The sequence below is a fragment of the Colwellia sp. 6_MG-2023 genome (assembly GCF_030547765.1).
In the GTDB taxonomy this organism is placed as follows: domain Bacteria; phylum Pseudomonadota; class Gammaproteobacteria; order Enterobacterales; family Alteromonadaceae; genus Colwellia.
In genome coordinates, this window is sequence record NZ_JAUOPP010000001.1 from 255,642 (window position 1) to 278,029 (window position 22,388).

Sequence of the window (22,388 nt, forward strand, 5' to 3'; positions counted from 1 at the left end):
AATGTACCTGTAAATCGTACTTACTTTTTATTGCTTTCTATTTGATTTATTCCTTTTAAATTAATAGACCTACTCGTTCTCTGCACATGCAGGTACGAAATTATGGGTTGTATATGTGATGAAGTGTGCCGTTTAGGGATTAGTCCGCACATTATAAATAATGAAGTGTCTAAGGTGGTTGTTCGTAATGCGAAGTTACGATGGCCTATTCCTGATGATTTACAAAAACTTATAGGATTAAATGTTAAAAGTGTTGACCGACGTGCTAAGTATTTATTACTGCGTTTTGACACGGGAAGTCTACTTTTACATTTGGGTATGTCAGGTACACTTCGTGTGATTGATAAAGAGGTACCTGTTGCTAAGCACGATCACTTCGATCTGGTGTTTGCCAATGGGGTCGTATTACGCTTAAATGATCCTCGGCGTTTTGGCGCCGTTTTGTGGTTTGATGAGCATTATGATTCTCAGGGGCTATTAAGTAAGCTAGGGCCAGAGCCACTCACCGATGATTTTGGTCACGATTATTTATTTAATAAGGCTAAAAAGAGAAAAGTACCCATTAAAACTTTTTTAATGAATAATCATGTAGTGGTGGGCGTTGGTAATATTTATGCTAATGAAGCGTTATTTTTAGCGGGTATTTTACCTACAGCGCTAGCAGGAAGTATTAGCCGACAGCGTTATAATCGGTTAACCGATATTATAAAGCAAGTGCTTGCTGCTGCGATTGAGCAAGGGGGCACTACCTTAAAAGATTTTACTCAAGCTGATGGCCGACCTGGATATTTTGCTCAATCATTATTTGTTTATGGCCGAGCAGGAGAAGCTTGTTTAACTTGTAAAGAAACATTGTTAGAAGTTAGGCAGTCAAATAGAAGCTCGGTATATTGTCCTAATTGTCAGCAAGACTAGACTGTAGTTGATTAGTACATCTTACGGCTTTATGAGTTAGTCTTGAACGGTTAATGGCGGATCGTTTTAGCATAACCAAGTTTATAATAATTTGTTTATTGCAAGGTCTTTGAAAACAGAACTTATTAAGAGATTTCTTAAAAAGTTAGTTATACTGACGACAATTAAGCGCGTCATAATAAGGTATGTGATTGTAAGAATGAGTAAATCAATTCTTTTTCATCGTATTATTCCACATAAAACCAGTAAAATATGGGTTGTTTTTGTCCATGGTGCCGGCGGAAGTTCGGCAATTTGGTTTCGTCAACTTAGAGTTTATCAGAAAGACTATAATGTTCTTTTACTCGATCTTCGTGGCCATGGAAAATCTACCCATTTAGTACAAACTTTTGTCGACAGTAATTACTCTTTTAATAAAGTATCTGAAGATATTATTGATGTATTAGATCATAACAATATCGTTTGTGCACATTTTGTTGGTATCTCATTAGGTACCATTATTATTCGTAATATTGCAGAAATCGCACCTGAATATGTATCAAGTATGGTGTTAGGAGGGGCTATTACTCGCTTTAATACCCGCAGCAATACACTAGTTTACTTAGGAAATATCTTTAAACATTGTTTGCCGTATATGTGGTTGTATCGTTTGTTTGCGTTTATTATGATGCCAAAAAAGCGTCATAAAGAATCCCGTCTGTTATTTGTGCGTGAAGCTAAATTATTGTGTCAAAAAGAATTTATTAGATGGTTTAAACTGGCTATGGATGTAAACCCTTTGATGCGTTACTTTAAGGAAAAAGAGATCGATATACCTATTCTTTATATTATGGGCAAAGAGGATCATATGTTTTTAGGGCCTGTCAAAGAGATGGTAAAGCGCCATAAAAATAGTTTGCTACATACTATCCAACAATGTGGACATGTTTGTAATGTGGAGCAGCCAGATAGCTTTAATCAACATTCATTAGCCTTTATTGCAAAACAAGGTTGTTAGTGAAGCAACATTGTTAGAAACTAGGCAGTCAAATAGAATCACAGTATATTGCCCTAATTATCAGCCAAACATACCTAAGAGCATAATAGTGTGAAAAGTCAGATCAGTTTAAGATGGCTTTTTTTAATGCATCTTGAACAATAGGGTGAACAAATTGGCTGACATCCCCTTTATGTAAAACGACTTCTTTTACTAATGTTGATGAAATAAAAGAGTTACCTTCTGAAGGTGTTAAAAAGACACTTTCTAAATCAGGTGATAAACGGCGATTCATATTTGCTAATTGGAATTCATATTCAAAATCTGATACTGCACGTAAGCCACGAATTAAAACTTTTGCTTGATGGTGCTTAGCAAAGTCGACCAATAAACCACTAAAGCCAACAACGGTAACATTGTCTAAGTCTTTAGTTATTTGTTGTATCATTTCAACACGTTGTTCAAGTGTAAAGCGTGGCTTTTTACTTGGGCTTGAAGCAACACCAATAATCACCTCACCAAATAACAGGCTAGCACGTAAAATCAAGTCTGAATGCCCATTTGTAACGGGATCGAATGTGCCAGGGTAAATTGCTTTTATGCTCATGTTTTAAGTTTCATTTATTGGTGAATACTAGGCATTGTAATGGTTTAGTTAAGTTTCTTACAAGCATTAACCGTTTAAATATTATAAAACTAATCAATAGTCGTTATGGGGTTTGATATAGGCGCTGTATGCAAGTAGGGTATTAGAGAATATTCTACAGAACAATACTCTCTCCATTAATGCGTCGTCTCTTAAGTTCTTTAACTATTTACATAGATCAAGTTGTTACTTAATACGTAATCTGAACCTTGATTTAGATCGTCTATAAGTTAAAGTATTTACTCAAAAAGGTTTCAAGTTCAATGTATTTTGATAGTATGATAGATATGTAAAACTATTTAAATTACCTTAAATTAGAAGGAAGAAGTAGCCTCTATGAAAACCCGCGATAAGATAATTCAGGCAAGCATTATATTATTTAATAAGCACGGAGAGCGAAATGTCACCACAAATCATATTGCAGCACATTTAGGTATTAGCCCTGGTAATTTGTATTATCATTTTCGGAATAAAGAAGACATTATTTTGTCTATTTATGAGGAATATGCAAGTAATTTACTGCTTGATACTATTCCAAAAGTGAGTAATGAGGTAAAACCACTTGATGCCATCATTCTTTATATGGATGCGGTATTTCAAATGATGATGAAGTTTAGATTCTTCTATAGCAATTTACCCGTATTGTTAGATAAAAATCCAAGTTTACGAGAAAAATATGTTGAGGTTCAACATTCAATCGCTGAACGGGTAAGTCAGTTACTAATGTCTTTAAAAGATGCTGGTATTGTTGATTTTAATGATGATGATTTAACCGACATAGTCAGTATTTTACGTATTATTAATACATTTTGGTTAAGCTTTTATCAAACACAAAATATGGTTAATGAAATAAATGACTCGGTATTCTATCAAGGCGTGCTTAAAATATTAGTTATTTTAAAACCTTATACTACAGAAGCAGCAATGCCTGAGTTAATAAAAGCGAGAGATATGTATCAACAGCGTTGCAAAGATGCCTTGGTTACATTATAAAGACAGTATGTTAGATTTATAATGCTAACGACTAGAATAGGATATTCAAATGTCTTTGGAAACAGTAATTTCAATCAGTATCTTAGGGCTATTATCTTATTTTATTTGGCGCTTAAATAATCCTCGTCGCACTCCTAAAAATAGAGGGAGTGTGACCAAAAATAATATTAACCGTAAACCTTTGTTACCTTCTAGGCAAGATGATCAAGAGCATAGCCTAGAGGGAATAACTAACGTTGCAACAAAGCTTGAATTTAAACTACCAGAGGAGTTTCTAGAATTCGAATTATTGTTTGCTGAAGAACTTACGGCCGAGCAACAGCATACAGCTAAAAATATTACGGAATCATTTCGGAAGCCACACCCATTATTATTGCCATTGATTCAAGGTGGATTTGAGCCAAGTGAACTGTTTGACTTAATAAAAACCGATGCCGAAATGACTGCTAAAATTTTGAATGCCGTTAATTCACCATTATTTTCTTTGCGTCAACCTATTACTAATATTAATCACGCTATTATTTTTTTAGGTATTACACAAGTTAAAAATATCGCAACACAACTCGCTGTGCAGCAAGATTCGCATTTAACTGATAAAGCGCAGAATGCCGCGTATAAAAAACTATGGACTGCAAGCTATTTGGCTAGTGCCTTTGGTTTGATTCTAGCAACAGAAATGAATGTGGAAAATTCAGCAGAGCTATCAACACATTGTTTACTCTCTTATTTAGGTGACCTCGCCATTTTGTCTTATCGCCCAGCGATGGCTGATGTTTACTTAAAGAATTATGGTTTATTTGAGCGTACTAAGGTTTTTCAGCATGTTATTGGTGTTAATAGCGCGGTATTAGGTAAACGTTTAGCTCAACAATGGCAATTACCGCAATCTATTGAAAAAGGTATAGCTTATAGCTTATTACCTTTAGCTAATAATACCGTTGATCTAGCTATATCTAGTGAAGAATTACAGCAGGTTTCTTTGTGTTATATTGCCTGTCGTTTAGCTGATTTAGTGGCATTTGGTGGGTTAAGAAATATATCAGAATATAAAGAATTAAGCTTTGAGGTGATGGGGAAAGTAGAATTTTATTACACCCAAGATATCATTAAAATGGCTCGACTTGATAAAATTAATACCCTGATTACGGATATTAATTTTAGAAAAAAAATCAATAAAGTTATAGAGCAGGCTTATTGATTATAACCTGCTAATAATGCATCCCAATGACTTTCTTGCCAGTAAAAATTAGAAAGTTTTTTTTGCTCTTTGCGGAAAGAGCGCAGTAACCGCTGCATATTATTCTGTTGCCAACGGGTGCTAACTGCTCTTAGCTCACCTTGATCAAAATCGATTAACCAAGCTTTATTATTATTATTATCAATTAAAATATTGTGCGCATTTAAGTCGTGGTGATATATACCTTGTGAGTGAAAACGACGAATCGTTTCGCCAATATTAAACCATAAATCATCACTTATTACTTTTTGGGTTAAAATGGCCACCAAATCTTGGGCGTTTTCAATGCGACTGCTCAGTAAATCTGCGCGATAAAGTAAACCTTGGCGTATCACCCGGTAAGCAATCGGTTTGGGTGCAGGCAATGCTAATGTTTGCATATGAGCTAATAAAGAAAACTCTCGATCTGCACGGGTATGTTTTAGAGCGGTGAAGAAGTAACTATCATTAACTATTTTACCAATTAAGCCACCACGATAATAATGACGCAAAACCCATTGCTTGTCTTGTATGCTGGATTGATATTGAATAAACCAAGTTGTGCCTCGACCTTGCGCTGATCCGGTAATGGCATTGTTTTCTTGCCAATATTCAGCGGTAAGCATTTCTGGAGTGAAATCTTCAATTTCATTTCGATTAAAAAGACAGTACGTATTTCCGTCTTTAAAAGCTGCTAATTGTATCATGTTACTCATATTACTAATTCCTTCACTTGAGCTAACGTTCGTGTACTCGCTCCTTGATTATTAAGTACTACCTTATGTGCTTGAGATCCGAGTAGTTGAGCTGCTTGTGTATTATTTAGTAGATGTATGACGGCTTGCGCTAATGCTTGTTGATTTTTATTTTCTAGAATAGGTAATTGTATAATTCCGTTATTTTTTTGTAATTGTAGTAAAATATCAGTGAAATTTTTCATGTCGTTACCCACAATAATGGGTTTTTTGAATAACGCTGGCTCTAATGGGTTATGTCCTCCAATATCACTAAAACTGCCACCCATAGTAACAATATCTGCAAGAGCATAAGCAGCTATTAACTCCCCCAAGGTATCGAGTAGCCATATATTATGATTTGTCACTTGTTCACTTTCACTGCGTTTAGCGAGTGAGTAACCTTGGTTAATGCAAAGTTTGGCGACTGAACTAAAGCGTTCTGGATGCCTTGGTACAAGTACCAATAGAAGTTGAGGAAATTTTTCTTGGATTACGTTATATGCGGCCAATGCTATTTCTTCATCACCTTGATGTGTACTTGCCACTAACCAAATGGGTCTATGTGGCGGTAGAAATTGTGCTAGGGTTCTTTGTTTATCTTCAGTTGTTGCATTAAGGCTAATATCAAATTTGAGATTGCCAGATACTTGGCATCGGTCACTCTCTGCTCCTAATTGCAGGAAGTTATCTAAATTGTCATGGCTTTGGCACAATATTTTATCAAAATGGTTTAACGTTGGGGTGATCAGCGTACTAATTTTTTGATAACTTTTCATTGAGTTGGCAGATAATCGCCCATTAATTAGCAAGAGTTTTATTCTTTTGTTGGCGCATTGACTGATTAAATTAGGCCATAATTCTGTTTCCATAAAAATCATTAATTGTGGTTGTAAGCGATTTAAAAATAATGAGGTGCAAGGCAAAATATCAAGCGGTAGAAAAGTATGTTGCACGCGTGAGCCAAAATGTTTTTTTACTTGTGCAGAGCCGGTAGGGGTAAAAGTAGTGATGGTAATAGGGTACGTTGGATATTGCTGTAATAATAGCTCTACAAAAGGAGTTATCGCGATTACTTCTCCAACGCTAGCTGCATGAACGACAATCCCTTTAGTGTTTTGTTTGTTCAATAATATAGTGCTAGAGGTGAAACCGAAACGCTCACTTAAACGTTGGCGATATTGTGAGTTACTAAAGGAGCGAAATAAGAGAGCCAATAATATAATAGGCGTTAGTAATAGTAGTAAGATTCGATAGATTAGTAACGCAAACATAAATTGTTCTACATAAATTGAACGGCAGTAAATTTATGTTTTATTATACCTAAGTTTACTTAAATAAGTTCACTTAAATACTGATGAATATGAAAAGTGTAAGTTTACAAAACAAAAAAAATTATTTTGTATTTACCGGTTTAAATTTAATGTTAGCGGATAGTACGTCGTAATTATAATTTTACATTGCCTCTCTTTTTTACAAAATATTGTTCAGTGGGTGACTCTGTATAAGTTAGCGTAAGTGCGTACAATTAACACATTCATAATTTATCTATCAATGTAGGGTTTTTCGTATGTCTAAAGATAATTCGACAACTTTTTGTAACCATATTCAAGAACAAATTACACAAGTTAAAGCGGAAGGTTTGTACAAAGCAGAGCGTATAATTACTACTGCACAACAGGCTCAAATAGCTGTTAATACCGGTGAAGAGGTTATTAATTTCTGTGCCAATAATTATTTAGGTTTGGCGAACAATGCTACCCTTATTGCGGCTGCAAAAGCAGGGTTAGATGAACACGGTTTTGGTATGGCCTCAGTACGTTTTATTTGTGGTACACAAGATATTCATAAAACATTAGAGCAGGGTATTAGCGAATTTTTAGGCATGGAAGATACTATTCTATATTCTTCTTGTTTTGATGCTAATGCTGGGTTGTTTGAAACATTATTAGGTTCAGAAGATGCCATTATTAGTGATGCGCTTAATCATGCCTCAATTATTGATGGTGTGCGTTTATGTAAAGCAAAACGTTTTCGTTATGCCAATAATGATATGGCGGCATTAGAGCAAAGTTTAATTGAAGCTGATGCGGCTGGCGCACGTTTTAAATTAATTGCTACAGACGGTGTTTTTTCTATGGATGGTGTTATCGCTAACCTTAAGGGTATTTGTGATTTAGCAGACAAATACAATGCTATGGTGATGGTTGATGATTCACATGCTGTTGGTTTTGTTGGTGAAAATGGTCGAGGTAGTCATGAGTATTGTGAGGTAATGGGTCGTGTTGATATTATCACCGGTACATTAGGTAAAGCGATGGGCGGTGCTTCAGGCGGCTATACTTCAGCGAAAAAAGAAGTGATTGAATGGCTACGTCAACGTTCACGTCCCTACTTATTTTCAAACTCTTTGGCTCCTGCCATTGTTAATGCGTCTATACAGGTCTTGCAATTATTGGCACAAGGTGGTGAGTTGCGCAAAACGCTAAAAGAAAATACGGCATATTTTCGCAGCAATATGGAAGCTGCGGGCTTTACTTGTGCAGGTGCCGATCATGCTATTGTCCCGGTAATGTTAGGTGATGCAGCGGTAGCTAGTGAAATGGCAAATAGACTACTCGCAGAGGGTATATATGTGATTGGTTTTTCTTTCCCTGTTGTGCCAAAAGGCCAAGCACGTATTCGTACGCAAATTTCAGCGGCGCACACTAAAGCGCAACTAGATCAAGCTATTTCAGCCTTTACTCGTATTGGTAAAGAAATGAATGTGATTAGTTAAGGAATAAAAATTATGAAATCATTATCAAAATCCAAAGCAGAGCAAGGAATTTGGCTAACAGACACAGATAAGCCTGAAATGGGGCATAATGATCTGTTAATTAAAATTAAAAAAACTGCTATTTGTGGTACCGACATTCATATCTATAATTGGGATGAGTGGGCGCAAGGCACTATTCCTGTACCTATGGTTGTTGGTCATGAATATGCGGGTGAGGTCGTTGGCATTGGACAAGAAGTAAAAGGTTTTGCGTTAGGTGATCGTGTTTCAGGAGAGGGGCATATTACTTGTGGCCATTGTCGAAACTGCCGAGGTGGACGCACACACTTATGTCGTAATACTGTGGGTGTTGGTGTTAATCGTGCAGGCTCTTTTGCGGAATATTTAGTGATTCCTGCTTATAACGCCTTTAAATTACCAGATGAAATTTCTGACGATTTAGCTGCTATTTTTGACCCTTTCGGTAACGCTGTACATACCGCCTTATCATTTGATTTAGTTGGTGAAGATGTCTTAATTACCGGCGCTGGCCCTATTGGTATCATGGCTGCGGCTGTTGCTAAGCATGTTGGTGCGCGTCATGTCGTTATTACTGATATTAATGAATATCGTTTAGAACTAGCTGAAAAAATGGGCGTTACACGTGCTGTTAATGTATCTAAAGAAAACTTAAAAGATGTGATGAATGACTTAGGTATGACAGAAGGTTTTGATGTTGGATTAGAAATGTCAGGTGTACCATCAGCATTTACAAGTATGTTAGACAATATGAATAATGGTGGTAAAATCGCCATGCTAGGCATTCCAGGCAAAGACATGGCGATTGATTGGAGCCAAATAATTTTTAAAGGTTTAACGATTAAAGGAATTTATGGTCGTGAAATGTTTGAAACTTGGTATAAAATGGCTAGTCTTATACAATCTGGTTTAGACTTATCGTCTATTATTACCCATCATTATGCGATTGATGATTTTCAAAAAGGGTTTGATGTGATGCGTTCTGGTAAATCAGGTAAAGTTATTTTAAATTGGGAGTTCTAGTGACAGATAATCAATCAAGTTTTAAACATATGCAAGTTGATGAATTACATGCGGTATTAGAGAGTAAAAGCCATGTTGTGGTAGATATACGAGACGAAACATCATTTTCAAATGGTCGGATAACAGATGCACTTCATTTAACGAATGAAAATTTAGCTGATTTTGTCCGAGATGCTGATCTTGATGCACCTGTTGTTGTATGTTGTTATCACGGACATTCTAGTCAACAAGCTGCACAATTTTTGTTGAGCCAAGATTTTACCGATGTATATTCTCTTGATGGTGGCTTTACGCAGTGGCAATTACAATATCCCGATAATATCGCTCGCTAAGGGTTAATCAATGCTTGAAGATCAAAGCTTAAAGGCTTTAGTTCAGTTAGAACAACATAATGTTGCTTTACTGTTTGCTAATTATTTAGTCACATTAGGCATTGATGCTAAAGTGGTTGCCGAAACGGTTATTACGGATACTGGTGAGAGTAAGCAAGGCTATACCGTATATTGTCAGCAAGATAAAAAAGAGCAAGCGCACATTGAATTTGAGCACTTTATTAAAAAGCCTTTTGATCAAAAATATCAGCAGGCTGCTTGGCATCATGGTGAAACTGTTAGTGTAAAAAGTGGTGATTTGACCCTGCTAAAGAGCTTTCGAGAAAGTTTTCTTGCGCATGCCGGCGTTGTGACCTTAGTAGTATTCATTCTTTGTTGGTTTGTTTATTTAGGGAGCAATTTAGGCTGGGCGCGCGATCTTTTTACCCTACTGCAGTTTTACCCTAAATTATCATTAGATGCTTTTATTACAGAGCCTTGGCGTATTATTGGCCCAGCATTTTTCCACTTTTCATTATTGCACATAGTGTTCAATACTATGTGGTGGTGGCAACTGGGTGGTAGTATTGAAAAAGAATTAGGCAAAGGAACGTTAATTAATTTGTTATTAGTTTCTGCTATTTTTTCTAATTTAGGACAATTTGTTGTTTCAGGTGCCAATTTTGGTGGTTTGTCTGGTGTTGTTTATGCGTTAGTAGGTTTTGTGTGGTGGTATGGTTATTTAGCACCAGAGAGAGGACTGTCGTTATCTAAACCTATTATTGGTTTCTTATTGTTTTGGCTAGTTTTAGGCTTTCTTGACATATTACCAGTGAATGTCGCTAATACAGCGCATTTATTAGGGCTTATTTCAGGGTGTTTGCTAGCGGTTTACAGTGTTAAATTTGTTAAGAATTAGTGTGCATTCCTTAAAAAAACTGTTAAAATGCGCCGAATTATTATACACGCTACATTTAACATGGAAATTAAATTATGAATAAGTTACAAGGCTTAAAAGCAGTACTTCTCTCTTCTCCTCTTCTTCTAACAAATGCATTTGCAGCAGATAAAACTCCACTAGCGGAAGATCTTGTTGGTAAGTTTTATGGTGGTGCGCATTTACTTTATATTGATACTGATGATGGCCGTAAACTTTCTGATCCATTAAAAGCGTCAGACCCGTATGCGACTAAAGGTCACGGTGCTGGTTTTGGTGCTGAGATTGGTTACCGTTTTACTGAGTCTGTAGAAGCTCGATTATCTTTTAGCCAAATTAATATTGATAAAGATAATAGTTTTTATGATAAGCCTTATGTAGCTGATATTTCTGCTTTGTACTTCCCAGAAAAAGAAAGCTTTTATGTTGTAGGCGGATTAGGCTATTTAGATATCGGTCAAGCAAAAGAATCTGTAAATTTAGGTGTTGGTTACCGTCACTACCTTAGTGAAAATACAGCGGTTTATCTTGAAGGTAAAGGCCATTATGAATTTTCAGATCACCATCAAGAAGGTAGTGCTCGTTTAGGTGTTATTTATTTCTTTGGCGGTAGTGAAAAATCAATGCCAGAGAGAAAGAAAGAGCCGACAATGGTAGATAAAGCAGGAGCTGCAGTTGCAGGTCTTGTTGCTGCTGTGAAAGGGAATGATGATGATAATGATGGTGTTTTAAATGATTATGATAACTGTCCTGATACGCCAATTACAGATAAAGTAGATCGTAAAGGTTGTACTATCTTTACTGAAGAAACAAACAGAATGAGCTTGTTAGTTAATTTTGATAATAATAAGTCTACTGTTAAGGCAGAATATTTACCAGAAATTAAAAAAATGTCTGACTTTTTAATGGCTTACCCAGATGTTTCTTTGACAATTGAAGGCCATACTTCAAAAGTAGGTAGCGCAGCGTATAACAAAAAAATCTCACAGCAACGTGCTGATGCAATTGTTGACGTATTAGTTAATCGATTTAATATTGATAGTGATCGTTTATCTGCTGTAGGTTTTGGTGAAGAAAACTTACTTGACTCAGGTGATAATCAAGAAGCACATGCGAAAAACCGTCGCATAGAAGCGAAAGTTTCAGTAACTGAGCAAGTACCTGTTAGTCGCTAAACACGTAACTTTATTAGATATTCATATCTAAACAAAAAAGCCAAAGTGTGAACTTTGGCTTTTTTGTTTGTAGAACTAAGGGTATTTATTAAATTGGGTTAGCTTAACTCGCCTAATTATCTAACCATTGCGTGAATAAAAGCTTTTTAATTAACGGTTGACCTGTTTCTTGTGTTAATAACTCTTTTACTTTTTCTTCGCATTTCAGCAGTATCTCAGCACGGCCTTTAATCGATTTTATTTTTTCTTCAGGCTGTTTGCCGATAATATCAATAATGGCATCGCGTAATAATGCAGAATGATGCTCAACAATTTCTATATTTTGACTAGGTACCATTAACTCAACAGTTAGGCGTACGTAACCCATTTTTTTCTTTAGAGGAATATAATTGGTGACTATGTCTGGTTCAAAGCCGAAATAGGCATAATCCACTGCCTTAGTGCTTAAAGGCATTAACAAACAAGTTCCAATCAACAAATATTTAAGCATAATGTTTACTTCTTAGAGTACATCAGTAGAAAATTAGAGACATTACTTATCATAACCTGAAATTAAATTTTTTCCTGAAAAAAGTCACTTTTTTTTAATCTTTTACTTTCAAGGTAAAATGAGTTCGGGCAAAAACAATGGTATTATCAATCGGGCTTTCACTTTTAGATTAATTTGGTTTTTAGTTTATGAATTTTAAATCGTTTTTTCCTGTTACCTTGTCGAGTTTTTGGCATGATGCTAATGATAGCTTCATCGATGAAAATTTAAAAAGTTGGTTGCTTGATCCTGCTTCACTCACTTTACGTCTCAAGTCCCATTGTCATCAGTTTAGAGTGGAGCTTCTAGGTCAGCAAGTTGAAAAGTGCCAAGAAAGTGAAGCGGTCGACCTTATTCTTGCTGGAGAAGAAGTGTTAGTGCGAGAAGTTTTACTTTATTGTGATGATAAACCTCAAGTTTTTGCGCGAAGTTTACTACCATTGTCGAGTTTAACGGGGGCGGAGCAGGCCTTAGCTAACTTAGGAACAAAGTCATTAGGAGAAGTTATGTTTAATAACCCTTCTCTGAAAAGAAAAACCATTGAAGTTGCAGAGTTTGATGCCACTAGTACCGTTAGTCAGTTAGCTAATAAGTTACCAGGAGTGAGAAAACCTTTAATATCGGCAAACAATCTTTGGGGGCGACGTTCAATATTTATTTTAGAAAATAAACCTTTGATGGTATCAGAGGTATTTTTACCTGGCGCATTCGCTTACCAACAAATAGACAAGCCAGGAGATAACTATGTTTAGTAGATCAAAACAAAAGTGGCAAGCAATCAAATTAATTACCCGTATGGATAAGCCTATTGGTACTTATTTATTACTATGGCCAACTTATTGGGCGTTATGGATTGCTAGTGATGGTTGGCCTAACTTCTATTTGTTACTTGTTTTTAGTCTTGGCGTATTTGTTATGCGTAGTGCCGGTTGCGTCATTAATGATATTGCTGATATGAAAATTGATGGTAAGGTTGAACGAACTAAAAATAGACCTTTAATTACAGGGTTAATTAGCAAAGAAGAAGCGATAAGTTTGTTTGGCCTGCTTATTGGTATTGCTTTGGGCTTAGTATTAACTTTAAGTTTACCAACAATTTATTTATCAATAGTGGCGTTGTTGCTAGCTTCTTCATACCCATTTATGAAACGATATACTCAGTTACCGCAAGTCGTACTCGGTGCGGCTTTTAGCTGGGGAATGATCATGGCTTTTTCTGAAGCGCAAGGTGAAGTTCCGCTCGTTGCGTGGTTACTTTTTAGTGCGAACGTATTATGGACGGTTGCTTACGATACTATGTATGCCATGGTAGATAAGGACGATGACTTAAAGATTGGCGTAAAGTCGACAGCTATTTTATTTGGTGAGCACGACAAACGTATTATCGGTTTTCTGCAATTATTGGTGCTAGGGCTTTTGTTTACCGTTGGTGAGTTATTAGCATTTGGTTGGCCTTATCAATTAAGTCTGATTATTGCCGCAGGTTTATTTAGCTATCAACAGATGTTAATTAATGATCGTAAGCGTGAGCGATGCTTCCAAGCTTTTCTACATAATCATTGGGTTGGCATGGCGATTTTTATTGGTATTTGTATTGAATATTTATAGGTTTTTTATAATTAAAGACTAAAGTCTTGTTTACTTTTTGAACTCGAGTTGCTATTAAATAGATTCAATAATAAAAAAATGATTCTAATTAATTCGGGGAAGGGAATGAAAAAATCAATATTGTTAACACTACTGCTTGTATTGTCGTTAGGGGTTTCAGGAATAGTAAATGCTGCAGACGGTAAGGTTTATCGTTGGAAATTAGCTGAAACTTGGGGGCCAAACTTTCCTGTTTTTGGTGATACCACTAAAAACTTAGCTAAGATAGTAAAGGAAATGTCAGATGGTCGTTTGATTATCCGTGTTGACTCAGCTAACAAACATAAATCACCATTAGGTGTTTTTGACTTTGTTAAAAGTGGTCAATATCAAATGGCGCATTCTGGCTCTTACTATTGGAAAGGAAAAAACTTCAACACATTATTTTTCACTACAATACCTTTTGGTATGACAGCACCAGAACAATATGCTTGGTTCTATCATGGTGGTGGCATGGAGTTAATGAAAAAAGTTTACGACCAGTATGGTATTTTATCTTTTCCAGGCGGTAATACTGGTAACCAAATGGGGGGCTGGTTTAAAAAAGAAATAAATACTGTTGAAGATCTTAAGGGATTAAAAATGCGTATTCCTGGTTTTGCCGGTGAGGTTTTAGCAAAATTAGGCGCCAAACCAACCAATATTCCTCCAGGTGAGCTTTATACTGCACTTGAGCGTAACACCATTGATGCTCTTGAATGGGTAGGTCCTTCGTTAGACTTACGTATGGGGTTCCATAAAATAGCTCCATATTACTATACCGGTTGGCATGAGCCTGCAACTGAACTGCAGTTTATGGTAAATGAGAAAGCTTATAATTCATTACCAAAAGATTTACAAAAAATCTTAACAATAGCAATGAAGACTGCTGCTTATGATATGTATATTCAGTCATATCACGAGAGTGCAATTAATTTAGCATCACTTAAAAAAGATTACCCTAATGTAAAAATGCGCTCTTTTCCTAAAGATGTCATGAATGCGATTCAGGAAGCAAATAATGAGTTGCTAAATGAATTTTCTGCGAAAGATCCTATGACAGCAGAAATTTTAAAATCTCTAACGGAGTATGAAGATAAAGCAAGGGCATGGACTAATTTGTCTGATCGCGCTTATCTTGACAACTTCGACGCTAAGTAAGTCGTAAATAGTTAAAAATATATTGCAGATGTCTTTACTTAGTATAGTCATCTGCTTTTTTTGTTGGGGTTTACCAACATTAGTTTGTAAATTTGTATGAGTATTAATCATGAGAATTATTAGATGAATTTCACGTTAAAAGTCATAGGTAAAATTATTGATGCACTTGGTAATTTTTGTAGCATATTAATGTTACTCATGATTATGAATGTTTTTTATGATGTGGTTAAACGTTACTTTTTCAATGACGTTAGCATTGGTATGCAAGAATTAGAGTGGCACTTGTTTGCTGCCATGTTTATGTTTGGTATCGCTTACACTTTAAAAGAAGATGCACACGTGCGAGTCGATATTTTTTATGATCGAATGTCTGCGCGTAAGCAAGCAATTATTAATCTTTTTGGAAGTTTATGCCTTGCCTTACCAATCACCATAGTTATTCTCTATTACAGCATAGATTATACGCTAGGCGCCTATCAGATGAATGAAGGTAGTGCTGATCCTGGTGGACTGCCTTATCGATGGATTGTACGTTCTGTTATTCCAATATCATCAGTTTTTCTTATTATGTCTATTATTTACATGGCATTGAATAGCGTTCGCACCTTAATTACACCTGTGCTAGTCACCTATAAAGAAGGAGATGACTCATGACGGGTTTAGTTCTTTTTGGTATCGCACTAATTTGTTTATTTTTAGGTTACTCGGTTGCTTTTACGTTTGCAGGTGTTTCTCTAATTGTTGGTGTTTATGTTTTAGGGTTTGAGTTATTTGAATTTATGCCGTATCGCATAATGAGCATTATGGAAAACACCATTTTAATGGCCGTCCCTATGTTTATTTTTATGGGTATAGTGCTACAAAAAACTGGCTTAGCTGAACGCTTATTGGAATCAGCTGCGAAATTGTTTGGTGGTATTCCTGGTGGTGTTGCTGTTTCAACTATTGTTGTTGGTGCTTTACTTGCCGCTTCAACTGGTGTTGTTGGTGCAAGTGTAGTTGCTATGGGCGTTATTTCCTTGCCTGTTATGTTGAAGAACAATTACCATCAACCAACTGCTGCTGGTGTTATTTGTGCGTCTGGTACGTTAGGGCAAATCATTCCTCCTTCTATTATTTTAATTATTCTAGGTGATGTAATGGGGGTGCCGGTAGGCGACTTATTCCGCGCTGCAATAATACCTGGCATGTTATTAGTGGTTTTTTATACTGTATATATTTTAGGTTTAGGTCAGTTTAAGCCTGATTTTATGCCACCTATAGAGGTAAATGAAAGTAAACGCGAATTATTGATGCAAGCATTAAAAGATATTGTGCCACCTATGATACTTATTTTGATTGTGTTGGGTTCAATCTTTGCTGGTATAGCGACACCTACTGAATCGGCTGCTATCGGTGCTGTTGGAGCAATAATATTATCGATATTGTATAGAAGCTTTTCTTTTTCTAAGTTACATGAAGTGTCAAAAGAAACGGTTAAGGTAACCTCAATGGTCTTTGCTGTTTTAATTGGTGCAACTGCATTTTCGATGGTATTTAGTTATTCAGGCAGTGAGTATCTTATTGAAGATTTCTTTTTAGAATTGCCTGGTGGAACATGGACTTTTATCGCTTTTGCGATGATTGCCATTTTAATCCTAGGCTTTTTTATTGATTTTATCGAAATTGCTTTTTTAGTGGTGCCAATTTTATTACCAGTGGCTATCGCGTTAGACATTAACTTAGTGTGGTTTGCGATTTTAATATCGATGAATTTACAAACATCCTTCCTAACACCGCCTTTTGGTTTTAGTTTATTCTATTTGAAAGGAGTAGCGCCTAAATGGATGAAAACCACGACTATTTATAAAGGTGTTATTCCTTTTATTCTTATGCAAATTTTAGTGTTGTTATTAGTATTAATCTTTCCTGAGCATTTGATTTTTTCTTAGTGAAGGTAACGATAATAGTGCTAGCAATAAAAAGGTGCCAAAAAATAATTCTTTGGCACCTTTTTATAGATATTTTTGATATGTAAAACATCAGTTTGAATTAATACTGTTATTTAATCGCCGTAACTAAATCGCGCTATTATTGCTTTTGCAGCAGTTTCATCGCGTTTTCTGTCATACCAATAACACCAGTTAAAATAGTTGGTTTTGCATCAGGAGCAAACTTGCCTGAATGAAGAGAAGGTAAAGCATTATTATTTTTCTTGGCCTCTTTATATTGAGTAGGGTTTACCGTACCTAACCATAATAATGTACTTGGTATTTTTTCTTTAGTACGTCCATAACGAGAAAAATCTTCTCCAGCCATAACAGGAGGAACAACAACAACGTTGTCTTTACCTAATACCTGTTCAAGGTTATTGACCACTTGTTGGGTGAATTCTGGCTGATTATAAACGGCAGGAGTATATTCTTCTTTTACAATCACCTTAGGCAGAAGTTCATCTGGTATTCCCGCTGTTTTTGCAATGCCATGGCTTATCTGTTCAATACGTTTAAGTAAAAAGTTACGAGATTCATCGGAATAAGATCGCACTGTTAATTGTAGTTTAACTTCGTTACCAATAATGTTGTGTTTTGTACCGCCATGAATGGATCCAACAGTTATTACGGCAGATTCAAGCGGTGATATTTCACGGCTGACAATGGTTTGAAGTTTAATGACTATTTCTGAAGCCATCACCACAGGATCTATTGTGTTATGAGGATATGCGCCATGGCCACCAATACCTTTAATTAATACATCGACGGAATCAACATTTGCCATCGCATATCCTTTGATGTAACCGATTTTTCCTGCAGGCAAATCAGCGGAAACATGCATAGCGATATTATAATCAGGCAATGGAAATTTTTTATATAAACCTTCAGCCAACATTTGTTTAGCACCATAGCCTATTTCTTCTCCAGGCTGTGCTATTAACATTAAAGTACCTTGCCATTGATCTTTATGTTGTACCATTTGCTTTGCGGTACCTAGCAATACCGTCATATGCATGTCATGTCCACAAGCGTGCATTACAGGAATAGATAGACCTGCTGTATCATTAAAAGTAGCGACACTTGCATAAGGGAGCCCTGTTTCTTCTAACACAGGTAGTCCATCAGTATCTGCTCTAAGCATTATTGTTGGCCCCGTGCCATTTTTTAAAATGGCGACTAAACCTGTTCCAGCAATGCCTTCAGTAACGTCATAACCATACTTTTTTAATTCTTTTGCTAAAAAAGTAGCTGTATTTACTTCATGTTTTGAGAGTTCAGGTGTTTGATGTAAATGATGATAAATCTTTTCTAAGTTCGGCAATTCATTTTGAATTGATTTGTTTAGAACGTCAGCATTAGCGAAAAATGTTAACTGTGATACGATAAAAATAAAAGTGAACGTATGTTTTTTCAAAATACTGTACCTGCTTTGTTGACTTGGTATAAAGCCTCAATTATGTATTGAGACAATGAATTTAAAGTCTATCAGAAAAGCAATTATTTTTCTGAATGCTCTTTGGGAAGGTATTTATAGCCAGTAACCATGGCAGATACGAGCGCTGTTTTCTCTCTTCTTTCAGCAATGATTACACCTAAGATATGTAAAGGAATCAGAAATAGTAGGCCGTAAAATGCATAAACATGGGCTGTAATAAAAGGGCTGCGTATAGCCCGCATTTCTGTGTAGGCTTTTTCATCAATATTCACTTTTGAATAAGGTTGTATTGCTTCAATGTTTTGTTTATCAATAGCGATACTTTGGGCAAAATACTTGCCAAATGGAGGATAGTAAATATCTGTTCCTGCAATAACTAAACCTGAAATCATTTGAACAAACATCAATGATAGCAAGGCGAATACCATCAATTTTCCTGCGGGGTTATGTCCTTTATAAACAGCTTGTTTATGTTGCTTGAAATCAATTAACTCTTTTGAAAAACCTTTGTTAAAAGGTAATACTTTGCTCCATCGCTCATGTGCTTTACCGATAAAACCAATAATTAATCTAAAAATAAGGTTGATAGCAAAAACATAACCAAGATAAACATGAATTGTTTTTAGTAATATTTTTCCATCAGTAGATACGCCTAACGATTTAGCATTAAAAATGATTAAACCTACAGCGATGAGTAGAGTTATGGAGATCACATTGACCCAATGAAAAAGGCGAACATTTCTACTCCACACAAAAACTGGTTCACGTTTACTATTCATATTAACCTCTCAATATATTGTTTATAATATCCAAAATGATTTTATGCTTTAAGTATCTCTTTTATCCGATTATAAATCATTGGGCATTCGTTAGTTTTTTCTTTTTATAACGCTATAGTACATTTGTCTATTGTATTTTTAGCTATCTGATATTTAGGCTTTTTATGAGAAATATACTCATCACTATAATGTTAATTACTATTATGGTTTTAAATTTTTTTGATGTCCTCTTTGATATTTCCATGGGGGCGCCTAGTTGGCATATTATTTCAGAAAGCTTGATTGTAATAGTGTCAGGCATTGGCGCAATTCTGTTAATTAAAGATATTAATGAAAAAATATCTAATATATCGGCATTAAAAAAAGCATTAATGATTTCCGACGATAAGCTGAAAAACATTTCAGATGAAATGAAAAATGCTCGTTATGAGTACGGTGTTGTTATTCATAATCAATTCAACGAGTGGTCACTCACTCCCAGTGAAAAAGAAGTCGGTATGTTATTACTGAAGGGCTTGAGTTTTAAAGAGATTAGCGCGGTTAGAAATACCAAAGAAAAAACAGTTCGACAACAAGCTTCTATTCTTTATAGTAAAGCTAATGTTGAAGGAAGGCATGAATTTTCAGCATGGTTTTTAGAAGATTTTATTTAATAAAAATATGTTATTTGAGTTATGGCGATTATAGAGTTTTACTAAGCACCACATTAAGTGGTGCATTGATACTTAGCCAACAGTGCTCTCTATAATGATGAGAATAGTTAAATACATCATTTGGTTAATATTGTCGTTATATAAAAATTCCAGTTAGTTATTATACTAGTCACCTTCAAAAACCTTTGGTATTGTGGTGAATGGCTTAATACCAAACTCAGGGTAAACTTCACTAGGAAAATAAATAGCACCATCTTTTGAAACCATGGATACTGTTTTTATCGCGCGTAAGTCAGCAAGAGGATTGCCTGGCACTAAGAAAAAATCGGCTAACTTTCCTACTTCAATGCTACCAAGTTGATCGCCATAGCCTAAATAATTAGCCATATCATACGAGCCTCGGCGTAAAACTTCAGCGTTAGACATACCTATTTTTTTAAAAAGTTCTAGCTCTCTATGCAGCTCAAAAGCACCACCTAAATCGGTGCCAGGTACTAGGAAAATTCCTTTTTTGTGCATTAAGGTCAGTGTTTCAATAATTTTTTCAAAAGCCAGTTGGTAAGCAATATCTTCTGCTTTATCTGCAACATTTAATAGTGCTATTTTGGCATTTCTTTGAACGCCGACAGGCATATTATCGATATAATCTTGAGTGCCAATGCGAGTTTCACCATTTCTCGCTGTTAGGCCAAACTCATGAATGACGATAGTAGGATCAACGGCAATATTTTTTTCGACCATAGTATTTAAGGTTTTTTGTACTTTTTTGCTATTGAGATCTAAGTCGACAAAGCGTTTCATGCCAGTAATGCGATAAAGTGTTCGAGTATCTTCATCCCGCTCTAGTACCCAGCTGAGCATGCCTTGATTGATATGGGTAATTTCATCGTAACCTGCGGCAATCATATCATCAACAGTTGAGAATGCTGGAATATGCCCGGTAACACGCATACCATGATTTTTAGCGGCTTTTGCCATGGCGGGCACCCATTCACCGTTAATTGAACTGTATACTTTTATTTGAAAGTATCCGCCTTTTTCACCATACATGTTTACAAGATCAACCGCTTCTTGTTCAGTTGATGCTATTTCGCCCGTAGCTGCTGAAAATTCGCTTTTACCTTCAATAAAGCCACTTTTAGTAATACGTGGACCAATGATTGTATTGTTTTCAATTTTATTAATTAACGGGTCGAGTATTTCTATTTCGTTCCCCATGTCTCTTACTGATGTTACACCAGCCATAACATTAAGTAGGGCATCGTTATCGCTCATGTGACCATGCATTTCATATAAACCAGGAATTAATGTGCCGCCATTACCATCAATTAATACTTCGCCATCTTTAGCTACATTAATTGATGACTCAATAGCTATAATTTTGTTATTTTGAATTAACACTGATTGAGAGGATGTGAGTTGCAAGTTAATAGGGTCAAAAATTTTAACATTATTAATACGAACGGGTTTTTTATATTGGTGTGTTGTTTTTTTAGCTATTTTTTCAAATCGATTTGCGTTTAAGCTAGTGGCTAAATCACTTAATACTTTATTTTGTTTTTCAAACCCTTCACGAATAACTACAAAACGCGGAGATAAATAAGCAAGCATATGTTGGTTTTCATCAAGGGCAATATAACTAGGATCGAGTTCAATACCATTGATGGCATAAATCACAGTATTGGCTATGTTGTTATTAATATCGCCAAGTTTAACAGTGTCGACTTGAGTGATTGTTAATTTGCCAGAAGGAAGTGCGGGTAATGATTTACTTGTTTGATTTAGTAATGCTTTAGCATATATGAAAAGTGAATATGGGCTTGAGTTTTGTGCAATATATATTGCAGCATCGTTAAACTCGGTACTGCCTTTTTCAGCGGAACTCAGCCAATTTGCCATATTACCTTGTAAGTTAAACTGTTCATTCACTTCATTACCAAAAACCGTTTTTCCTGTAATGCGCCAGTCAGTCGGTAATCCCATATCTGTTAAGGTTAGTGTTTCTTTACTGCTAGCACCACGACCATTATTGCTAAATGAAAAGTCGATATTGATATTTTTTTTATCTCGGTTTACTAATAGTTTGCCAACATCTGTTCCTCCAAATATGACACTAAACTTTTCTTGCTTAGGCAGTGAGTTTGGTACTGTATTTTCTGATTTATATGGTTGAGCGCATCCAGCGATTGTTATCAGCATAATACTACCGATAAATGCTTGGATAGATTTCATTGATATTTGAATATACATAAGAATGTCTATTGTTATGAGGTTCAGAATATTAAGAATAAGCGCTATGAATGCTCTAAGCAACTTAATGTTACAAATGAGCTTGTTACTGTGTTTGTATATAATGACGAGTAAACACTCAATTGGTGTGCAAATTAAGCACTAAAACGTCGTATTAGTTGAAGGAGATCAAACTTAAGCGCTCATTATCTTGCTAGAGTTAATGGCTTAATGCGCTAGTTGATTTTCTATTTTGGTTTACATTGTAATTTTTTGTTTT

Annotated in this window: 22 protein-coding genes; 15 read left to right on the top strand and 7 right to left on the bottom strand. The window is 35.7% G+C overall.

Annotation, left to right across the window (positions count from 1 at the left end; all coding sequences use genetic code 11):
* The first annotated feature begins 102 nt into the window (after positions 1-102).
* Both mutM and Q4503_RS01095 read left to right on the top strand, forming a co-directional pair.
* Positions 103-915: a bifunctional DNA-formamidopyrimidine glycosylase/DNA-(apurinic or apyrimidinic site) lyase gene (gene mutM / locus Q4503_RS01090; protein ID WP_303601162.1), complete on the top strand. Its 813-nt coding sequence runs from the start codon at positions 103-105 to the stop codon at positions 913-915.
* Between the two features lie 199 nt (positions 916-1,114).
* Positions 1,115-1,912, top strand: coding sequence for an alpha/beta fold hydrolase (locus Q4503_RS01095; RefSeq protein WP_215971800.1), 798 nt, complete (start codon positions 1,115-1,117; stop codon positions 1,910-1,912).
* A 103-nt stretch (positions 1,913-2,015) separates the two neighbouring features.
* Here Q4503_RS01095 and coaD read toward each other — a convergent pair whose 3' ends face one another.
* Complete coding sequence (gene coaD, locus Q4503_RS01100) at positions 2,016-2,498, bottom strand: pantetheine-phosphate adenylyltransferase (protein WP_215971801.1); 483 nt, start codon at positions 2,496-2,498, stop codon at positions 2,016-2,018.
* Between the two features lie 375 nt (positions 2,499-2,873).
* Between coaD and Q4503_RS01105 the strand changes: the two genes are divergently transcribed.
* Positions 2,874-3,530: a TetR/AcrR family transcriptional regulator gene (locus tag Q4503_RS01105; RefSeq protein WP_215971802.1), complete on the top strand. Its 657-nt coding sequence runs from the start codon at positions 2,874-2,876 to the stop codon at positions 3,528-3,530.
* Between the two features lie 49 nt (positions 3,531-3,579).
* Positions 3,580-4,728, top strand: a complete 1,149-nt coding sequence (locus Q4503_RS01110) for an HDOD domain-containing protein (RefSeq protein WP_303601163.1) — start codon at positions 3,580-3,582, stop codon at positions 4,726-4,728.
* Here Q4503_RS01110 and Q4503_RS01115 read toward each other — a convergent pair.
* Both Q4503_RS01115 and waaA read right to left on the bottom strand, forming a co-directional pair.
* A complete protein-coding gene (locus Q4503_RS01115) occupies positions 4,722-5,462 on the bottom strand; it encodes a 3-deoxy-D-manno-octulosonic acid kinase (RefSeq protein ID WP_303601164.1) in 741 nt (246 codons plus the stop codon). The two genes, Q4503_RS01110 and Q4503_RS01115, sit on opposite strands and share 7 nt — an antisense overlap.
* A complete protein-coding gene (gene waaA / locus Q4503_RS01120) occupies positions 5,459-6,754 on the bottom strand; it encodes a lipid IV(A) 3-deoxy-D-manno-octulosonic acid transferase (RefSeq protein WP_303601165.1) in 1,296 nt (431 codons plus the stop codon). Before waaA ends, Q4503_RS01115 begins: the two co-directional genes overlap by 4 nt.
* A 296-nt stretch (positions 6,755-7,050) precedes the next feature.
* On the opposite strand from waaA, the gene Q4503_RS01125 reads away from it, so the two are divergent.
* From Q4503_RS01125 to Q4503_RS01145, 5 genes are all read left to right on the top strand, one after another.
* Entirely contained in the window at positions 7,051-8,259 is a 1,209-nt protein-coding gene (locus tag Q4503_RS01125; RefSeq protein ID WP_215971805.1) for a glycine C-acetyltransferase, read from the top strand.
* Positions 8,260-8,271: 12 nt separating this feature from the next.
* Positions 8,272-9,300 carry an L-threonine 3-dehydrogenase gene (gene tdh / locus Q4503_RS01130; protein ID WP_303601166.1) on the top strand — a complete coding sequence of 343 codons (1,029 nt, stop codon included), beginning with the start codon at positions 8,272-8,274 and terminating at the stop codon, positions 9,298-9,300.
* On the top strand, positions 9,300-9,632 hold the full coding sequence (gene glpE / locus Q4503_RS01135; protein WP_303495277.1) for a thiosulfate sulfurtransferase GlpE: 333 nt from the start codon (positions 9,300-9,302) through the stop codon (positions 9,630-9,632). The genes tdh and glpE overlap by 1 nt, the downstream gene beginning before the upstream one ends.
* Before the next feature lie 10 nt (positions 9,633-9,642).
* Positions 9,643-10,530: a rhomboid family intramembrane serine protease GlpG gene (glpG, locus tag Q4503_RS01140; protein WP_215971807.1), complete on the top strand. Its 888-nt coding sequence runs from the start codon at positions 9,643-9,645 to the stop codon at positions 10,528-10,530.
* Positions 10,531-10,604: 74 nt separating this feature from the next.
* Entirely contained in the window at positions 10,605-11,723 is a 1,119-nt protein-coding gene (locus Q4503_RS01145; protein WP_303601167.1) for an OmpA family protein, read from the top strand.
* 112 nt (positions 11,724-11,835) lie between these two features.
* On the opposite strand, the gene Q4503_RS01150 is transcribed toward Q4503_RS01145, so the two are convergent.
* Positions 11,836-12,177, bottom strand: a complete 342-nt coding sequence (locus tag Q4503_RS01150; RefSeq protein WP_303555765.1) for a flagellar basal body-associated FliL family protein — start codon at positions 12,175-12,177, stop codon at positions 11,836-11,838.
* 224 nt (positions 12,178-12,401) lie between these two features.
* Here Q4503_RS01150 and Q4503_RS01155 point away from each other — a divergent pair, with 224 nt between their 5' ends.
* The 5 genes from Q4503_RS01155 (at position 12,402) to Q4503_RS01175 (ending at position 16,970) form a co-directional block, all read left to right on the top strand.
* A complete protein-coding gene (locus tag Q4503_RS01155) occupies positions 12,402-13,004 on the top strand; it encodes a chorismate lyase (RefSeq protein ID WP_303601168.1) in 603 nt (200 codons plus the stop codon).
* Positions 12,997-13,860, top strand: coding sequence for a 4-hydroxybenzoate octaprenyltransferase (ubiA, locus tag Q4503_RS01160; protein ID WP_303601169.1), 864 nt, complete (start codon positions 12,997-12,999; stop codon positions 13,858-13,860). Before Q4503_RS01155 ends, ubiA begins: the two co-directional genes overlap by 8 nt.
* 105 nt (positions 13,861-13,965) lie before the next feature.
* Positions 13,966-15,039 (top strand): TRAP transporter substrate-binding protein, encoded by a 1,074-nt coding sequence (locus tag Q4503_RS01165; RefSeq protein ID WP_303601170.1) that lies wholly within the window; start codon positions 13,966-13,968, stop codon positions 15,037-15,039.
* A gap of 123 nt (positions 15,040-15,162) precedes the next feature.
* Positions 15,163-15,693 (top strand): TRAP transporter small permease subunit, encoded by a 531-nt coding sequence (locus Q4503_RS01170; RefSeq protein ID WP_215971813.1) that lies wholly within the window; start codon positions 15,163-15,165, stop codon positions 15,691-15,693.
* Positions 15,690-16,970, top strand: coding sequence for a TRAP transporter large permease subunit (locus Q4503_RS01175; RefSeq protein WP_303601171.1), 1,281 nt, complete (start codon positions 15,690-15,692; stop codon positions 16,968-16,970). Before Q4503_RS01170 ends, Q4503_RS01175 begins: the two co-directional genes overlap by 4 nt.
* A gap of 139 nt (positions 16,971-17,109) precedes the next feature.
* Here Q4503_RS01175 and Q4503_RS01180 read toward each other — a convergent pair whose 3' ends face one another.
* Together Q4503_RS01180 and Q4503_RS01185 are read right to left on the bottom strand one after the other, a co-directional pair.
* Entirely contained in the window at positions 17,110-18,426 is a 1,317-nt protein-coding gene (locus tag Q4503_RS01180; RefSeq protein WP_303601172.1) for a M20 family metallopeptidase, read from the bottom strand.
* 83 nt (positions 18,427-18,509) lie between these two features.
* Positions 18,510-19,226 (bottom strand): cytochrome b/b6 domain-containing protein, encoded by a 717-nt coding sequence (locus tag Q4503_RS01185; protein WP_303601173.1) that lies wholly within the window; start codon positions 19,224-19,226, stop codon positions 18,510-18,512.
* A 164-nt stretch (positions 19,227-19,390) separates the two neighbouring features.
* Between Q4503_RS01185 and Q4503_RS01190 the strand changes: the two genes are divergently transcribed.
* Entirely contained in the window at positions 19,391-19,879 is a 489-nt protein-coding gene (locus tag Q4503_RS01190) for a LuxR C-terminal-related transcriptional regulator (RefSeq protein WP_303601174.1), read from the top strand.
* A 165-nt stretch (positions 19,880-20,044) separates the two neighbouring features.
* Here the strand turns inward: Q4503_RS01190 and Q4503_RS01195 are convergent, their stop codons facing one another.
* Positions 20,045-22,129 carry an amidohydrolase family protein gene (locus Q4503_RS01195; protein WP_303601175.1) on the bottom strand — a complete coding sequence of 695 codons (2,085 nt, stop codon included), beginning with the start codon at positions 22,127-22,129 and terminating at the stop codon, positions 20,045-20,047.
* Positions 22,130-22,388: the final 259 nt, after the last annotated feature.

Coding starts and splice junctions, on each gene's coding strand:
- mutM (WP_303601162.1), top strand. CDS start 103: ATGGGTTGTATATGTGATGAAGTGTGCCGTTTAGGGATTAGTCCGCAC.
- Q4503_RS01095 (WP_215971800.1), top strand. CDS start 1,115: ATGAGTAAATCAATTCTTTTTCATCGTATTATTCCACATAAAACCAGT.
- coaD (WP_215971801.1), bottom strand. CDS start 2,498: ATGAGCATAAAAGCAATTTACCCTGGCACATTCGATCCCGTTACAAAT.
- Q4503_RS01105 (WP_215971802.1), top strand. CDS start 2,874: ATGAAAACCCGCGATAAGATAATTCAGGCAAGCATTATATTATTTAAT.
- Q4503_RS01110 (WP_303601163.1), top strand. CDS start 3,580: ATGTCTTTGGAAACAGTAATTTCAATCAGTATCTTAGGGCTATTATCT.
- Q4503_RS01115 (WP_303601164.1), bottom strand. CDS start 5,462: ATGAGTAACATGATACAATTAGCAGCTTTTAAAGACGGAAATACGTAC.
- waaA (WP_303601165.1), bottom strand. CDS start 6,754: ATGTTTGCGTTACTAATCTATCGAATCTTACTACTATTACTAACGCCT.
- Q4503_RS01125 (WP_215971805.1), top strand. CDS start 7,051: ATGTCTAAAGATAATTCGACAACTTTTTGTAACCATATTCAAGAACAA.
- tdh (WP_303601166.1), top strand. CDS start 8,272: ATGAAATCATTATCAAAATCCAAAGCAGAGCAAGGAATTTGGCTAACA.
- glpG (WP_215971807.1), top strand. CDS start 9,643: ATGCTTGAAGATCAAAGCTTAAAGGCTTTAGTTCAGTTAGAACAACAT.
- Q4503_RS01145 (WP_303601167.1), top strand. CDS start 10,605: ATGAATAAGTTACAAGGCTTAAAAGCAGTACTTCTCTCTTCTCCTCTT.
- Q4503_RS01150 (WP_303555765.1), bottom strand. CDS start 12,177: ATGCCTTTAAGCACTAAGGCAGTGGATTATGCCTATTTCGGCTTTGAA.
- Q4503_RS01155 (WP_303601168.1), top strand. CDS start 12,402: ATGAATTTTAAATCGTTTTTTCCTGTTACCTTGTCGAGTTTTTGGCAT.
- ubiA (WP_303601169.1), top strand. CDS start 12,997: ATGTTTAGTAGATCAAAACAAAAGTGGCAAGCAATCAAATTAATTACC.
- Q4503_RS01165 (WP_303601170.1), top strand. CDS start 13,966: ATGAAAAAATCAATATTGTTAACACTACTGCTTGTATTGTCGTTAGGG.
- Q4503_RS01170 (WP_215971813.1), top strand. CDS start 15,163: ATGAATTTCACGTTAAAAGTCATAGGTAAAATTATTGATGCACTTGGT.
- Q4503_RS01175 (WP_303601171.1), top strand. CDS start 15,690: ATGACGGGTTTAGTTCTTTTTGGTATCGCACTAATTTGTTTATTTTTA.
- Q4503_RS01185 (WP_303601173.1), bottom strand. CDS start 19,226: ATGAATAGTAAACGTGAACCAGTTTTTGTGTGGAGTAGAAATGTTCGC.
- Q4503_RS01190 (WP_303601174.1), top strand. CDS start 19,391: ATGAGAAATATACTCATCACTATAATGTTAATTACTATTATGGTTTTA.
- Q4503_RS01195 (WP_303601175.1), bottom strand. CDS start 22,129: ATGTATATTCAAATATCAATGAAATCTATCCAAGCATTTATCGGTAGT.